Source organism: Pseudomonas sp. IT-P74 (assembly GCF_949768175.1).
Classification (GTDB): domain Bacteria; phylum Pseudomonadota; class Gammaproteobacteria; order Pseudomonadales; family Pseudomonadaceae; genus Aquipseudomonas.
Genome location: NZ_CATKQD010000017.1, coordinates 1 through 16511 on the forward strand (window position 1 = coordinate 1; position 16511 = coordinate 16511).

Sequence of the window (16511 nt, forward strand, 5' to 3'; positions counted from 1 at the left end):
TTGCGGATGAATGGGGGTGGCAGGGAAGGCCGATCAGCACGATTGCGCCAATTTGGAACGATCAATCATTCGAACACTGGCAAAAGTCGATTCGTTGCGGGCCTGGTCCAGGGCTGTCAGCGGTCTGGTCGATGACTGCTGCGCAGTCGCAAGCGTTGCCGGTAGGCGACTCATTTCAGAGCCGGAACGCTCGTCGCTCGGTGGAACACCAAAGTACTCGCGGTAGCATTTGGAAAAGTGGGGTGTGGACACGAAACCGCAGACATACGCCAACTCAATGATCGACAGTGATGTTTGCTTGAGCAGTTGTCGCGCTCGAACAAGACGTAACCTCATGTAGTAGCGTGACGGCGTACAGTGCAGGTATTTCTGAAATAGCCGCTCTAGCTGTCGACGTGACAGATCAACGTATTGCGCAAGGTTATCCAGGTCGAGCGGTTCCTCGAGGTTGGCCTCCATCAACGCAACGATCTCCTGCAGCTTGGGCTGGTGAGTTCCCAACACGTGCTTGAGCGGAACGCGCTGATGGTCCTGTTCGTTGCGGATGCGCTCGTAGACAAACATCTCAGAGATGGCAGTCGATAATTCACGACCATGATCGCGACCGATCAGATGCAACATCATGTCCATAGGGGCCGTTCCGCCGGAGCTTGTGAAGCGGTTTCGGTCAAGGGTGAACAGACTCGAACTGAGCCTGACTCGCGGAAAAGCTTCTTGCATGGCGGCCAGAAACTCCCAGTGCACACTGCATTCATAACCGTCGAGCAGCCCGGCCTTGGCCAGTGCCCAACTGCCCGTGCACACGCCTCCCAGCCGTCTGGATTTACGCGCAAGGGCTTGCAGCCAGGTAATGTGCTCGCGGGTAATCACGTTCTGGATTCCAACGCCGCCGCACACGATTACAGTGTCCGCCACCAACGGATTGCTCCACGAAGCATCCGGAGTGATCGGCACGCCATCACTGGCCCAGACAGCCTCTCCACCGGGGCTGAACGTATGCCAGCGATACAGCTCTTGTCCCGACAACTGATTGGCCATGCGCAGGGGCTCTACGGCTGACGCCAGGGAAATCAGCGTGAATTTATCCAGCAGCAGAAAACCAACTGATTTTGTAGGGGTACTGTCGGACACGGTGGATTTCGATGACATCGGGGGGCATGCCCTCACAAAGAGCGATTACGGACTGAGACACAGGCGCTTGCAATACCCCCAGCCTTGGCGCGTGGGGGTATCAGGTTCGGCGCAACTACCGCCCTGTTTTTATCCCACCGACGTCGCCCTTGCATCCCGCGCAGGTTGACGCGATGTCACCAGACCGATAAAGGAAATTGCCAGCGCCAGGCCAATGGTCGAGCTCACTTCGCTACGGTGTTCCGGGGTGATCATCATCACCGCCAACGCTGCGCAAATGAACGCGATCACCAGCCAGGTGAGCCAAGGGAACAGCCACATGCGAAAGGCCAGTTCGACATTCCGCCGACGTAGCATCCGGCGCATCCGCAGCTGCGACACCGCAATGGCCAGGTACACCAGCAAGGCAATCGCACCGGAGCTGGCCAGCAGGAAGTCAAACAGCCCGGCGGGCATGAAGTAGCTCCACACGGTGATCGCTGCGCCCAGCACGGTGCTGGCGATGACGGCTGCCCGCGGCACGCCTTCAGAGGAGGTCGCCTTCAGCGCCTTCGGCGCATCGCCCCGACGGCCCAGCGAGTACAGCATGCGCGAGGCAATGTAGATCGAGGAGTTCATGCAACTGGCCACGGCGATCAGTACTACGACGTCCACCATGAACTTGGCGTGGGGAATGTTCATGATTTCCAGGGCCCGTTGATAGGAACCTACCGAGGCCAACAGAGGATCATTCCAGGGCACCACGGAGATGACCACGAAAATCGACAACAGGTAGAACACGCCGATGCGCCAGATCACCGAACGCGTGGCCTTGGCAATGTTCTGCGACGGGTTGTCGGATTCGGCGGCGGCGATGGTGACCGCTTCAGTACCAATGAAGCTGAACATGATGGTGATGAAGGCGCCGACTACCGCCGACAGGCCGTTGGGGGCGAACCCGCCATGTTCGGCCATCAGCCCGCTCAGTCCGCTGACTTCCCGATCGGGCACCCAGCCCATCAGCACGGCAAAACCCACGCCGATGAAACCGATGATCGCCACTACCTTGGCCATGGCGAACCAGAACTCGAATTCACCGTACTTGGAGACACTGAACAGATTGGTGATCACCAACGCAATGATCGACACCAGGGCGAACAGCCAGGCATCGATCTGGGGAAACCACTGGTTCAACACATGGCCGGCGGCCAGTGCTTCGATAGGAATCACCAGCACCCAGAACCACCAGTACAGCCAACCGATGGTAAAGCCCGCCCAACGTCCGATGGCCTGATCGGCATAGGTGGAGAACGAACCGGTGTCCGGGTTGGCCACCGCCATTTCACCGAGCATGCGCATGACCAGAACGACGAGCAGGCCTGAGAATAGATAGGCCAGCAGGACGGCCGGCCCGGCAGCTGCAATGGCATGTCCTGAGCCAACGAACAAACCGGCGCCGATGATACCGGCGATTGACAGCATTGTGACGTGACGAGGCTTGAAGCCCTGCGCCAATTGGCCACTCGAATCCTTGGAGCTCGGGCTGATCATTTTTTTTACTCTTTGGCGATCGACATTCAAGCGTTCTGAGTGAGGGGTGGGCGATCATGGGGGCTTGCTGTTGCCCCTCCTGAAAGCGACAGTCCTCAACGCTACTGTTCTAGAAGCTCTGTCACCGCGATGTGGCCACCGCAGTGAAAAGTTGCGCCACCTTACCCGGCTTGTCCGACAATCCAGATACCTGATCGCGCCACCTCCGTGCCTGATATCGACACGGGAAACTTTGCACTCGCCGTTGAGGCCGGGGGGGCGGAAGGCGCGCGCGACCAAGGAAAAATTCACGTTATCGGAGTATTGAATGCCGATGTCGCTCCTGAAAGAGATCGTTTCGCTGCCGCGACTGACCTGAATCCGCGCCATCACAGCCATTAAAAAAAGCGCCCCTTTGGCACCGATAACATCGTTTCTCGGCGGCGCTGCATTTCACTATATTGGCCACCAGATCCGGTGAGTGACTCAACATTCGCCACCCTCAGTGCGAGTAGTCTTTATGAATAAAAAACCAGACAACGCAGGGTTTGTTAATGCAGGTGCGGGAACCCGTGCCGTGTGGGGCGGGGAGCAGGTCAGGCATCCCTACAACGCCACTCAAACCCCCATCGTGGTCAGTGCCGCCTATGGTTATGACGACATCGATGTCTGGTACGACGTTGCGTTGGGTAAGGCGCCCGGCTTTATTTACAGCCGCATGAGCAACCCGACAGTCGAGACCCTCGAGGCAAAGATTCGCGAGTTGGAACTGGCCGAATCGGCCGTGGCTTTCAGCAGCGGGATGGCGGCGATCAGCAGCGTGCTCTACACCTTCCTGGCCCATGGCGATCGGGTGGTCTCGACCAGGGACAGCTATGGCGGCACCAACAAGATTTTCGAAGAGTTCCTGCCGCGCACCGGTGTGAACGTGACGTTGTGCGAGACGTTCGATCACGAAGAGATCGAATGCGAAATCGCCAAGGGTTGCCAATTGGTGTATCTGGAAACGCCAACCAACCCGACGCTGAAAATACTCGATATCGAGCGTCTGGTGGCTGCAGCCAAGCGCGTCGGTGCCATTGTGGTGGCGGATAACACCTTCGCCACGCCATTGAATCAGAACCCGCTGGCGCTGGGTGTGGACGTGGTCATTCACAGTGCCACCAAGTTTCTCAGCGGCCACGGCGACGTGCTTGGCGGCCTGGTGTGCGGTAGTGAATCACTGATGGCCAAGGTGCGTCATTACCGGGAAATCAACGGTGCGACGCTCGACCCGTTCTCCGCCTACATGATCATTCGCGGCATGAAAACCCTGGTGCTGCGCATGCGTCAGCAGCAACGCAGTGCCCGCGCGCTGGCCGAGTACCTCTGCGTCGAACCCTTGGTGGAGTCGGTCAATTATCCCGGTTTACCCGGCCATCCGAATCATGCGGTGGCGTGCGCGCAAATGTCCGGCTTCGGTGCCATCGTCAGCTTTGTCGTGGCGGGCGGCATGGACACGGTCAAAGTGCTCTTGCCACGACTGCGATTCGCCCACTGCGCGGGCAATCTCGGTGCGGTGGAAACCATCTACGGTCCGGCCCGCACCACCAGCCATGTCGAGAACACGCTGGAGGAACGCCTGGCTCTGGGTATTTCAGAGGGGCTGGTGCGGATCTCTGTCGGCATCGAAGACACCGACGATCTGCTCGACGACCTGAAACAGGCGTTCGCATTTGTCAGGGAGACGGGCAACGCACCCGCACCATCAAACACGCAATTTTCAATCGATGAAAGTTGCGCCGAAGCTGCAAACTGAAGCGTTAGCGTTAAACCTCACTGCAAGGATGTGAGTGGGGCGTTCATGAAGTGGAATAATAATAAAACTTAGTGGCGATCTGTTTTTTCTCTGCCCAGTCAGTCATCGCAGACGTTAATTCGCGCCCTAATAACTTTCATGAGAACAACCATGTCCATAAAAGAAGAACAACTTCATTCGCGTTCCGGTTTTAAACAGGAAATGCAAACACGGCATATTGTCATGTTGGCATTAGGTGGCGTCATCGGTACCGGGCTGTTTCTCACGTCTGGATATACGGTTAACCAGGCCGGTCCTCTGGGAGCGGTGATCGCTTACATCATTGGCGCGCTCATGGTTTACATGGTCATGATGTGCCTGGGCGAACTGGCGGTACAGATGCCGGAAACCGGTTCGTTCAGTACCTATGCCACCCGCTTTCTGGGGCCTGGCACCGGGTATACCGTCGCCTGGCTGTATTGGCTGACCTGGACGGTGGCCATCGGTTCTGAATTCACCGCCGCCGGTATCTTGATGGTGCGTTGGTTCCCGGATACACCGGTATGGATCTGGAGTGCGTTATTTGCCGGCCTGGTGTTTGTGACCAATGTGATTTCGGTGCGCTTGTTCGCTGAAACCGAGTTCTGGTTGTCTCTGGTTAAAGTGGTAACCGTCATCGTGTTTTTGATGATTGGCGGTGGCGCGATTCTCGGTTTGCTGCACATCGATCAGAGCCACAGCATCGGGTTGAGCAACTTCACTCGCGAAGGACTTTTTCCTACCGGCGTCATGCCGATCGCCATGACGTTATTGGCGGTGTCTTTTGCGTTCTCCGGTACTGAGTTGATCGGTATTGCCGCCGGGGAAACCAAGGACCCGCAACGCAACGTGCCGCGTGCCATCCGCACGACGGTGCTGCGCCTGGCGATCTTTTTCGTGGGGACCATTTTTGTCCTGGCGACGCTGTTGCCCCGTGAGCAGGCCGGCCTGGTAGAGAGTCCATTCGTGACTGTGTTCACCTACATCGGGATTCCCTATTCGGCAGACATCATGAACTTCGTGATCATCAGTGCCTTGCTGTCGGCCGCCAACTCCGGTTTGTATGCCGCGTCACGGATGATCTGGACGCTGAGTGATCAGGGTCACCTGCCCAAGCAATTCTCGGCACTGACGCGTATGGGCACGCCGCTCAACGCGATTATCATCAGCATGGCGGGCGGGGCTGCCTCGTTGCTCAGCAGTGTATTTGCCGCCGACACCATCTATCTGGCGCTGGTGTCGATCTCCGGATTGGCGGTGGTGGTGGTCTGGATGAGCATCGCCGCAAGCCAGATTGCTTTCCGCCGTCACTATGTGGCCAACGGCGGTGACATCCGCGACTTGAAATTCCGTGTCCGGGGTTATCCATGGGTGCCGTTGGGAGCGCTGGTCTGCTGCAGTCTGGCGTGTGTCGGGATTGCGTTCGATCCGGAGCAGCGAGTGGCGTTGTACTTCGGTTTGCCCTTCATCGCCTGGTGCTATTTCGTGTATTACATTACCCGCAAAAGCCGCGAGCGACGCTTGTCGGTTGCCCCCTTGGCACAACCGTCCGATGCGTTCTAGTCAGCGTCGACGGGATGGGCAAGCGTGCTCGGTGGAGGGGGCGTCCAAGAGGTTCAAGTCATGAAGCAAAAGACGCTACCCCCATTGAACTGGCTACGGGCATTCGAGGTGTCTGCCCGCTGCTTGAACTTCACCCATGCCGCCGAAGAACTGTTTTTGACCCAGGGCGCGGTCAGTCAACAGATCCGCCAACTGGAAAGCCACCTTGGAGTGGCACTGTTCAAGCGCTTGCCCCGTGGCTTGGGACTGACCGAGGAAGGCCAGGCTTATCTGCCGGTGGTGCAGGATGCGATCACGCGACTGGCCGTGGGGACCAACGAGATTTTTGGTCAGCACAAACGTCGACCGATCAAGGTGCGTGGCAGCCTGGCGTTCTTCGTGCACTGGCTGGCACCCAAGCTGGCGGGGTTCAGCCAGGCGCATCCGCATGTCGATATTCGCTACATCAGCAATATCTGGGTCAAGGAGCTGGACGGTGAAGATGACATGGAGATTCGCTGGGGCCACGGTCAATGGCCCGGCCTGGTGTCGCAGCGCCTGACCTGGGACACGTTGTTCCCGGTCTGCTCGCCGGACCTGATGGCAAGGTCGCCGCTGACGGTCCCGGCGGACGTGTCGCACCATCCGCTGTTGCATGTCCTGGGTTACGAAGAGGGTTGGGGTTACTGGTTGAACATGGTCGGAGCGGACAGCGTCGACTCCTCGACCGGCATGCAGTTCGACACATTGATTTCCACTTTGCGCATGGCCGAGTTAGGGCAGGGGATCGCCCTGGCGCGGTCCTCGATGGTGGAGGAGATGCTTCAGGACGGACGGTTGGTCGAACCCTTTACTCAGCGTATCGAAGCCAGCGAGTCTTTTTACCTTGTGCGCGGTTCCGGGGCCGAGCAGCACCCCGACGCGGTGATGTTTTCCACCTGGCTGGTCGAGCAGGCACATCGTTTCAAATGAATGGCCGGAGCCAACCATGCGTTATGTGAGTACCCGAAATTCGGCCGTGCAGGTCGACTTCGAACAGGTCGTATTGTCTGGCATTGCCCAGGACGGAGGGCTGTTCGTACCGCTGGAACTGCCGCTGTTTGAAGCGCAGGACATCGCCAACTGGTCGACCTTGCCCTATGACGAACTGGCCTACAGGGTGATCAGTCCGTTCGTGGGGGAGGCGATCTGCGAAACAGACCTCAAGCGCCTGCTCAAAGAGGCGGGCAGCCAATTCCGCCATCGATCCCTTGCACCTTTGCATCAGGTCGATCGTAACGAGTGGGTGCTGGAGCTGTTCCACGGACCGACTCGCTCCTCGAAAGATTTCGCCGCGCAGTTGCAGGCGCGGCTGGTGCCGTATTTTCTGCGCAAGCGCGGGCGTCGCGGGGTGGTGATCGGTGCCACCAACGGCGATACCGGGCTGGCGGCCATCGAGGCGTTCAAGCACTGCGAGGACACCTCTGTGGTGGTGTTTTACCCAGAGAAGGGCGTACCCCTGGACCAACTCCAGCATCTGCAAGCAGCGGCGCACCCAAGGGTTCATCAGTTTGCAGTGAATGGCAGCTTCGACGAGTGCCAGACCATCGTCACCCGGCTGTTCCGACAATGGCCGAATACGCAGCACGAGGCGATCAGTTTCAACTCCAGTAACTGGGTCAGTGTGTTGGCGCAACTGGTGTTCTACTTCCACGCCGTGTTGCAATTGGGAGGCGGCCAGCGACCGATTGGTTTCAGCGTACCGGCGGCGAGTTTTGCCGAGGTGTATGCCGGCTACACCGCGCAAAAAATGGGCCTGCCGATCACCCAGATGATTGTTGCGACCAACCAGAACGACGCGTTGCATCAGTTGTTCCAGAAGAACCACTACAGCAGGTCACGCGCCAACAAGACGCTTTCGCCTGCCATGGACCTGTCGATCTTTTCCAATCTGGAACGCTTCCTTTGGGAGCTCTACGGGCATGACGACCAGGCGGTGTGTGCGCTGATGGAGGGGTTCGAGTCCAGCGGCGAGATGGTCATCGCCAACGAGTTCTGGTTGCAGGCGCGGATGATCATCGACTCCTATGCGGTCAGTGATGAGCAGACGCTGACGGAAATCACTTCGCTGTATCGCGACACGGGATACGCCATCGATCCGCACACGGCCACTGGCGTGCTGGCCGCCAGGTTGTATCGGCGAAGCCTGGTGGCGCCCATGGTGACCCTGGGGGAAATCTCACCGGTCAAGTCGGCGGCACTGCTTGGCGAGTTGGGCATCAGTGTGGCGGGGCTGCACCCTGAGGTCGCGATGCAAGGACAGGCGCAGGTTTACCGGATTCAACCGGACGACCTCGATACCATCCATGAGCTGCTCGGCGCGCTGTGAAGGCGCGACAACAGGAGGCCAAGTGAAGCGAATTCTGGACCCTCTCGATGAACACATCATCGCTGAACTACAGCTCAATGCCAGGGCTGCACACGCCGAGCTGGCGGCCAAGGTCAATCTGTCACGCAATGCGGTGCGCCAACGTATAGAAAGACTCGAGCGCGACGGGGTCATACAGGGATATACGGTACGCACGGGGGAGGGGCGACAAGCCACGTCGAACATCAACGCGGTGATTTTCGTCTACCGCTACGACCGGATGCGGGGTGCGGAAGTGCTGCAAGCGTTGCGGGCCATTCCGGAAGTCATCCAGTGCGATGTCATGAGCGGCGAGTTCGACCTGATGCTGCGGGTGGGCGCTGCGAGCCCGCAGCGGGTACACAAGGTCTGGACTGAAATTGCCGCGTTGCCCGGAGTGGAAAATACCGTGACCTCCTTTGTGCTGTCGTCTGTCGTGTAGCGATTTTTCGTACCGCTAAAAGCCAACGTGTGTTGGCTTTTTTGCGTGCGCCCGATGGCTTCCAGGGCGCACAAGCCGGCGGACTCTGGCGTACCTGTAGGCAACGACGCGAGGCGTTGTAGCTTTCATCGAGTAACACTGACAGGCGTTGAACAGGCCCTATCTATAGGCCCAAAACCTGTAGGAGCGAGCTTGCTCGCGATGGTCGTCAACGATAACGCTGAAAGCCTGACACCCCGCGGCGTTCTCCGGTTTTTCGCGAGCAAGCTCGCTCCTACAGGGGGGATGTGGTGGTCAAGATTGGTCCGCCTCCTACCCGATTCCGAAGCTCTGTCCTGACACTGGTCAAAACGCCCACAAAATAGAGCAAATTGGCCTATTTCACTGCCTTGGGCCCAGCCCTAACCTAGTGCCCAACAACCCATCCCCCGGATCAAGGGCATAACAAAATGACTGAATACAAATTGGCGCTGGTTGGCTTTGGTGGTGTTAACCGGGCATTGGCTCAGCTGATTGCCGATCGTAACGAACAGTGGAAAACAGAACTGGGTTTCACCCTGAAAATCGTCGGTGTGACTGACTTGTTTCTCGGCTCGGTGATTGGCCGCGAAGGGCTGGATGCCAATGCGCTCGCCCAATTGCCGGCAGTCAAAGGTGCATTGGCGCAACTGTCGGGTGGCGACGTCACAGCCCTCAATGAAGCGGTGATCAAGGATTCCGGTGCGGACATTATTGTTGAAGCCACCTTCACCAACCCGGTGGACGGAGAACCGGCGACGACGTTCTGTCGTTGGGCGCTGGAGGGCGGCCAGCATGTCGTCACCACCAACAAGGGCCCGATCGCCTTGCACGGCGCCGAGCTCAAGGCACTGGCTCGACGCAAGCATGTCGCCTTTGAATACGAAGGCTCGGTCATGAGCGGCACGCCGGTTATCCGCCTGGCCCGGCAGGCGCTGGCAGGCAGCTCCATTGTCGGTTTTGAAGGCATTTTAAACGGCACGTCCAACTTCGTGCTCACCAGCATGGAAGGCGGCCTGGGGTTTGCCGAGGCCGTTGCCAAGGCTCAGGCGCTGGGTTATGCCGAAGCCGACCCGACAGCGGATGTCGAGGGGCATGACGTACGCCTCAAGGTGGTGATCCTGGCGAATGAACTGCTGGACGCGAAGCTGACGGTCAGCGACGTCACGTGCAGCGGCATTTCGTCCCTCAGCCTTGGCGATATCGAAAAAGCCCGGCAGGACGGTGCTCGCTGGAAGCTGATCGGGTCGGCGATGCGCCACGCCGACGGCTCGATCAGTGCCGGTGTCGAACCGCGGCTGTTGAACAACGACCATCCACTGGCCAGTGTTGGCGGCGCAACCAACGCGGTGTCGTTTACTTCCGAACTGCTCGGTGCAGTAACAGTTTCAGGGCCGGGAGCAGGGCGTACGGAAACAGCGTTTGCGCTGCTCTCGGACATCATCAGCATCCATCAATCCATTGCCCGCAACCAGGAGTAAACCCTGTGAAATTATCGCGCCTGGTTCTGGATATCGTGGAGCCGCCCATTGAAGTCTTTAACGCCTATGACGGTTCCGTCATCGGCAGCGTAACGAATGTCTGTGCGTCGCAAGTTCCGCAGTTGTTGGAGACAGGACGCAGTGGCGCACGAGCGTGCGCCGCGTTGGCACGTCATCGTCGGGCTCGCATTCTTGAGCAAGCCGCAATCGACATCGAACGTGATGCCGGCGTGTTTGCCAGGCTGATCGTCGACGAGGCCGGGAAGACCCTTAAACAGGCACAAAAGGAGGTCAAACGCTGCGTCAACACCCTCAAGCTGTCGGCCGAGGAGGCCAGGCGCAATGCCGGGGAGGTGGTGCCTTTCGACGCTTATGAAGGTTCCGAATCGCGTCAGGGCTGGTTTTCCCGTGAGCCTCTGGGTCTGATCGTTGCGATCACGCCGTACAACGATCCGTTGAACTTGGTGGCGCATAAACTCGGCCCGGCCATTGCCGGCGGTAACGCGGTGATTCTCAAACCCTCCGAGCTTGCGCCATTGTCGGCCATTAAACTGGTGTCTTATCTGGTCGCGGCAGGCTTGCCTGAATCAGTGGTCACCGTCGCCACCGGAGGCGCGGAACTGGGCAAGGCGTTGGTCGCCGCCCGTGAGGTGCGGATGATTTCCTTCACCGGCGGTTTCGTCACCGCAGAGCAGATCGCCCGCACGGCCGGGTTGAAGAAACTGACCATGGACCTGGGCGGCAATGCGCCGGTCATCGTCATGGGCGACTGTGACCTTGAGGCGGCTGTCGAGAGTTGCGTGTCCGGAGCCTTTTGGGCCGCGGGGCAGAACTGCGTAGGCACTCAGCGCTTGCTGATTCAGGCGTCGATTTATGAAGCGTTCCGGGAGCGTTTTGTCAGTCAGGCCCGTGCGCTTGTGGTCGGCGATCCATTGCTGGCCGACACCGATATCGGCCCCATGATTACTGCGCAAGCCGCGCAGAATGCCGAGCAAGTGGTGAACGAGGCCTTGCAAGAGGGCGCCACGTTGCTCTGCGGCCATCGGCGTGCGGGATCGTGCTACGCCGCCACCGTGTTGGAAAACGTCGACCACGCCAGTCGACTCTGGCGCAATGAGGTCTTCGCTCCGGTGGTGGTATTGCAGCTTTTCGAAACCTTCGATGAAGCCATCGCGTTGGCCAATGAACCCGAATACAGCCTGCATGCCGGGATCTTCACCAATGATCTGGCAACCGCGATGAGCGCCGCACGGAGGATCGAAGCCGGGGGAGTGATGATCAACGACTCTTCCGATTATCGCTTCGATGCGATGCCGTTTGGCGGTTCCAAGTACGGCAGCCTGGGCCGGGAAGGGGTGCGGTTTGCCTACGAGGAAATGACCCAACCCAAGGTGGTGTGCCTTAACACGTTGGGTTAGTCGATTCGCGGCCACGAGCGAAATCAGGTTACTAGCTTCAAACAATGGCGATTCAGTGATCAAACACTTCACGAATCGTGACGTATTGGAATTTCTTCGGCCCCAGAACGCCTTTGGTAAATGAAAACTGGAGGCAGCCAAATGGATCTAGTCGCCCAGCTTGGCCCAGAATTCTTCGGCAGAGGGGCTGATTGGGGCCGTGGGACGCGTGAGATGAATCTCCAAGGGAATATCCCAGCTTTCGTCGAGCGCCCTGACAAGCCGACCGTCAGCCATTTCTTGTTCTGTCAGGCTTTTGGGTAACCACGCAACTCCCTTGCTTTCCAAGGCCATGGACATCAGCACTGCTGCAAGGTGGCTACTAAAAAGAGGCTTGAGGTTAAGGTAGTCTTCCTTGCCGTGGAGTCGGTGAGCGACGATGCGGCCTAGACCCGATTCGTGGGTGTATGCCAAGTAGGGCAGTGTTTCTGGTGAGGTACCAAAATTGGCAGAGGCACTCGCCAATGGCACGAGTACATCCTCTCCAACTTTCTTCCCAATGAACTGATCAGGGGCTAGCAAGGGGGGGACGTCAGGATGGCGATGGCAAAGCAGGAACTGAACCTGGCCGTGAATCAGCATCTGCTCACAAACAGCCATGCTATCTGAGTGCAGTCGTACAGCATCTATCGGGGCGCCATTTTCCGTATTTCTCAGCCATCTCGGGAAGAAGGTGAATGACAGGGAGTGGGTGGCTGCGAATTGCAGCGTTTTGGCGGCCATCCCAGCCACCTCCTGTGCCTCTGTGCGCATCCTGTACAAGCGTCGTGCAGCCTCCTGAGCACTGGGCAAAATCTGCCTTCCAGCCTCGGTCAGAGTTGCTCCCTGAGGCGTTCGCACAAACAACTCCACGCCCATCCAATTCTCCAGTGAACGGACTCTGCGGCTGAAGGCCGGCTGAGTGACGTGGCGCGCTTCAGCGGCACGAACAAAGCTGCCGTATTCCGCAAGCGCTGAAAAATCTTCAAGCCAGACGAGTTCCAAGGGCAATGCCTCCTGTGCATAGGGCGCGGCATTAATAGCATTGGGCGGGTGTCATCGCAAAGCATAACGTGGGGGCCACCAACAACAAGAGGAACCCGTCATGCGTATCGTAGACATCCGTGAAAAAACCGTCTCTATCGCTTCTCCAATCGCCAATGCCTACATCGATTTTTCGAAAATGACCTGCTCGGTTGTCGCTGTCGTCACGGATGTAATTCGCGACGGTAAACCTGTCATCGGCTACGGCTTCAACTCCAACGGTCGCTATGGTCAGGGCGCACTGATGCGTGATCGCTTCTTGGCGCGTATCACGGAAGCTGACCCAGATACTCTCGTCGATCATGAGAACAACAACCTGGATCCGTTCGCCATCTGGAAAACCCTGATGACCAACGAAAAGCCAGGTGGCCACGGCGAGCGCTCAGTCGCAGTCGGTACCATTGATATGGCTGTGTGGGATGCCGTTGCGAAGATTGAAGGCAAGCCCCTGTATCGCCTGCTGGCCGACCGTTACCGTGGCGGCGTGGCAGATGACAAGGTTTGGGTCTACGCCGCGGGGGGCTATTACTACCCTGGCAAAGACCAGACCAAGCTCAAAGCAGAAATGCAGAGCTATCTGGATCGTGGCTACGACGTCGTCAAGATGAAGATCGGTGCGGTTCCTCTGGACGAAGATATCCGTCGCATCGAAGCGGTACTTGAAGTGGTCGGTGATGGTCGTCGACTGGCTGTCGATGCCAATGGCCGCTTCGATCTGAAGACAGGTATTGCGTACGCTGAAGCCATCAAAAAGTACAACCTCTTCTGGTACGAAGAAGTTGGCGATCCGCTGGACTATGAACTGCAGGCTGAGCTTGCAAACCACTATGAACTGCCCATGGCTACTGGTGAAAACCTGTTCTCCCATCAGGATGCTCGTAACCTGCTACGCCACGGTGGTATGCGCCCTGATCGCGATTACCTTCAGTTCGACTGCGCCCTGTCATACGGACTCGTCGAGTACATGCGTACCCTGAAAGTGATGGAAGAAATGGGTTGGTCTTCCCGCCGCGTAGTTCCGCATGGTGGCCACCAGATGTCCCTGAATATCGCAGCGGGCCTGCACCTGGGCGGTAACGAATCGTACCCGGACGTGTTCCAGCCTTTCGGCGGTTTCGCTGACGGGATTCGTGTGGAAAACGGCTATGTCGGTCTGCCGGATATTCCAGGTGTCGGCTTCGAAGCCAAGTCAGCCTTGTACGCAGTGATGCGTGAGCTGGGCGAAGGCTGATAGCCCTCGAACTGCGGTCTTTTTCAAGAGGCCGCAGTTATCAGGCGTCACCCACTGACGTTACGCCACATGCCCATCACAAAAATAAAATGAGGTGCTTCCGTGGAAATCTCCAAGACTCGCTGGTACAGCCAGCTGTATGTGCAGGTGCTGATCGGTATCGTAATCGGTGCAGCGATTGGTCACTTCGAACCGCAATTCGGAGCCAAGCTTCAACCTTTTGCAGACGGCTTTATCAGACTCATCAAAATGCTGTTGGCCCCTATTATTTTTGGCACCGTGGTTGTCGGTATCGCCAAGATGGGCAGCATCAAAGAGGTAGGGAGAATTGGCGTTAAATCGCTGCTCTACTTCGAGATTCTTTCAACCATCGCCCTGGTCATCGGCCTTGTTGTGGTTAACGTCGTAAAGCCAGGCGTTGGGATGAACATCAATGTTGACGCACTGGATGGCAGTGCCATCGCCAAGTACAGCCAAGCTGCCAGTGAGCAGGGTGGCACCGTCGATTTTTTCATGAACATCATCCCTCAAACTTTTGTCGGCGCGTTTTCGAATGGCGTCATGCTCCAGGTCATCCTGCTTTCGGTCTTGATGGGGGTTGCCCTGGTTCAAATGGGGGAAACCAGCAAACCGCTGATCAATACGATCGACCTGTTCCTGCAAGGGCTGTTCAAAATCGTGGCAATGGTCATGCGGCTGGCTCCACTTGGTGCCGGTGCCGGTATGGCATTCACTATCGGCAAGTACGGGATCGGTACGCTACTGTCGCTCGGCCAGTTGCTGATTGCGCTCTACGTCACCACCCTGATCTTCATTGTGGTGGTGCTTGGAACGGTTGCCCGATGGTCAGGAATGCCTTTATTACAGTTTCTCCGGTACTTCAAGGACGAGATTCTCATCACGCTCGGAACCTGCTCGACTGAGGCTGTGCTTCCGCGAATGATGGTGAAACTTGAAAAGCTGGGCTGCAAGAAGTCGGTGGTTGGCATGGTGCTGCCAACTGGATACACCTTCAATGCGGATGGCACCTGCATTTACCTCACCATGGCGGCGATTTTTATCGCACAGGCAACCAATACGCCGCTGACGTTTATGGATCAGATGATTCTGTTGGGTGTTTTCCTGCTGACGTCGAAAGGCTCGGCTGGTGTGGCGGGTGCCGGGTTCATAACCCTTGCGGCAACACTTACAACCATCCACTCCATTCCGTTGGTAGGCCTTGTCCTGCTCTTGGGCATCGACAGGTTCCTCAATGAAGCGCGAGCAGTTACCAACCTGATTGGCAACGGTATCGGCACCATCGCCATTGCCAAGTGGGACAACTCGTTCGATGTAGAAGCCTGTGAGCGTGAAATCGCCGCGATGAAAAACGCAAAGGCGGAGCGTAGAGCGTTAGCAATGCAAAAGTAATCAACATCGCTTACCCGGTCATTCCTCTTCGGATAGGGCGCAATGACCGGTAGCTATTCGATGCCTCGTTCACATAGAACCATTCAAGCGAAGTTCTCAGTTGAATTGCGATGGAGCCGAAAAAATGATTGAGCGATCCCATCACGAACTACGTAAGGCGTTCGGTGATTTGCTTCATGGAACAGTCTGTAAATTTGCCGCATCCGTGTTCGATCCGATCTCCGTTCGAATGGCTTCTGACCTTGGTTTTGAGGTCGCTATCCAGGGTGGATCCGTCGCCTCGCTTCAAGTGCTTGGTGCCCCTGACATCTCGCTGCTCACTCTCGATGAATATGCAGAGCAAGTTTCCAGGGTTGGTCGCGCCAGCCAAATCCCAATCATTGGGGACGCTGACCATGGATTCGGAAATGCGCTCAATGTGATGCGAACAGTCACCGAGCTGCAGAAGGCCGGTGTTGCCGCGCTTACGCTAGAAGACACCCACCTACCGGCCAAGTACGACGAGCAATCGAACGTGCTCATCAGTATGGAGGAGGCCGCGAGCAAGATTTACGCTGCACGATTTGCCCGGTCAGATGATGCACTTAGCATCATCGCCAGGACGAATGTGGCCGTTACCACTTTGGAAGATTCCGTTGCACGCACCAAGGCCTATCAAAAAGCTGGAGCCGACGCGATTTGCCTCGTCGGAGTAAAGGATTTCCAACACTTGGAGGCGCACACCTCGCATCTTTCAGTGCCAATCATGCTGATTAATTATGGAAACCCTGCACTGAGCGATGTTGAGAAGCTGAGCGCAGCCAATGTGCGGATCGTGGTCAATGGGCATGCCCCATTTTTGGCTGCGATCAAAGCAAGTTACGAGGCATTGCGCGAGCAGAGCGGATTCAAAGGCGCAGAGCTATCCCTTCCAGAGCTGCTTTCAAAGTACACACTCTCGGACAATTACCGAGAGTGGGCAAAGACCTACTTGAAGTCAGAACACGATTCGAATTGAGCTTGAAACTGATGAAATAAAGCGTCATGAAAAAGACAGTCCTGGCCTTCAGCCGCGTCTCACCCAGC

Annotated in this window: 13 protein-coding genes; 10 read left to right on the forward strand and 3 right to left on the reverse strand. The window is 57.3% G+C overall.

What is annotated here, in order from left to right; translation table 11 throughout:
- Nucleotides 1-33: 33 nt before the first annotated feature.
- Entirely contained in the window at nt 34-1149 is a 1116-nt protein-coding gene (locus ACM6J5_RS13310; RefSeq protein ID WP_414928688.1) for a GlxA family transcriptional regulator, read from the reverse strand.
- A 111-nt stretch (nt 1150-1260) separates the two neighbouring features.
- Nucleotides 1261-2661, reverse strand: a complete 1401-nt coding sequence (gabP, locus tag ACM6J5_RS13315) for a GABA permease (protein WP_414928689.1) — start codon at nt 2659-2661, stop codon at nt 1261-1263.
- A gap of 499 nt (nt 2662-3160) precedes the next feature.
- On the opposite strand from gabP, the gene ACM6J5_RS13320 reads away from it, so the two are divergent.
- From ACM6J5_RS13320 to ACM6J5_RS13350, 7 genes are all read left to right on the forward strand, one after another.
- Nucleotides 3161-4438, forward strand: coding sequence for a cystathionine gamma-synthase family protein (locus tag ACM6J5_RS13320; protein WP_095945812.1), 1278 nt, complete (start codon nt 3161-3163; stop codon nt 4436-4438).
- A gap of 150 nt (nt 4439-4588) precedes the next feature.
- Nucleotides 4589-6019, forward strand: a complete 1431-nt coding sequence (locus ACM6J5_RS13325) for an amino acid permease (RefSeq protein WP_414928690.1) — start codon at nt 4589-4591, stop codon at nt 6017-6019.
- A 60-nt stretch (nt 6020-6079) separates the two neighbouring features.
- Nucleotides 6080-6970: a LysR substrate-binding domain-containing protein gene (locus tag ACM6J5_RS13330; protein WP_095945810.1), complete on the forward strand. Its 891-nt coding sequence runs from the start codon at nt 6080-6082 to the stop codon at nt 6968-6970.
- A gap of 16 nt (nt 6971-6986) precedes the next feature.
- Nucleotides 6987-8366 (forward strand): threonine synthase, encoded by a 1380-nt coding sequence (gene thrC / locus ACM6J5_RS13335; RefSeq protein WP_414928691.1) that lies wholly within the window; start codon nt 6987-6989, stop codon nt 8364-8366.
- 22 nt (nt 8367-8388) lie between these two features.
- The gene (locus ACM6J5_RS13340) at nt 8389-8826 is read left to right on the forward strand and encodes an Lrp/AsnC family transcriptional regulator (protein ID WP_008003746.1); all 438 of its coding nucleotides are present in this window, start codon (nt 8389-8391) and stop codon (nt 8824-8826) included.
- A 449-nt stretch (nt 8827-9275) separates the two neighbouring features.
- A complete protein-coding gene (locus ACM6J5_RS13345; protein ID WP_095945807.1) occupies nt 9276-10325 on the forward strand; it encodes a homoserine dehydrogenase in 1050 nt (349 codons plus the stop codon).
- A 5-nt stretch (nt 10326-10330) separates the two neighbouring features.
- Entirely contained in the window at nt 10331-11743 is a 1413-nt protein-coding gene (locus tag ACM6J5_RS13350; RefSeq protein ID WP_095945806.1) for an aldehyde dehydrogenase family protein, read from the forward strand.
- Nucleotides 11744-11890: 147 nt separating this feature from the next.
- Here ACM6J5_RS13350 and ACM6J5_RS13355 read toward each other — a convergent pair whose 3' ends face one another.
- On the reverse strand, nt 11891-12766 hold the full coding sequence (locus ACM6J5_RS13355; RefSeq protein WP_095945805.1) for a LysR family transcriptional regulator: 876 nt from the start codon (nt 12764-12766) through the stop codon (nt 11891-11893).
- A 100-nt stretch (nt 12767-12866) separates the two neighbouring features.
- Between ACM6J5_RS13355 and ACM6J5_RS13360 the strand changes: the two genes are divergently transcribed.
- The 3 genes from ACM6J5_RS13360 to ACM6J5_RS13370 all read left to right on the forward strand — a co-directional run bounded on the left by ACM6J5_RS13360 (nt 12867) and on the right by ACM6J5_RS13370 (nt 16443).
- On the forward strand, nt 12867-14036 hold the full coding sequence (locus tag ACM6J5_RS13360; protein WP_095945804.1) for a mandelate racemase/muconate lactonizing enzyme family protein: 1170 nt from the start codon (nt 12867-12869) through the stop codon (nt 14034-14036).
- A 102-nt stretch (nt 14037-14138) separates the two neighbouring features.
- Nucleotides 14139-15446, forward strand: a complete 1308-nt coding sequence (gene dctA, locus ACM6J5_RS13365) for a C4-dicarboxylate transporter DctA (RefSeq protein ID WP_095945803.1) — start codon at nt 14139-14141, stop codon at nt 15444-15446.
- A gap of 124 nt (nt 15447-15570) precedes the next feature.
- Nucleotides 15571-16443: an isocitrate lyase/PEP mutase family protein gene (locus ACM6J5_RS13370; protein ID WP_095945802.1), complete on the forward strand. Its 873-nt coding sequence runs from the start codon at nt 15571-15573 to the stop codon at nt 16441-16443.
- The last annotated feature ends 68 nt before the right edge of the window (nt 16444-16511 follow it).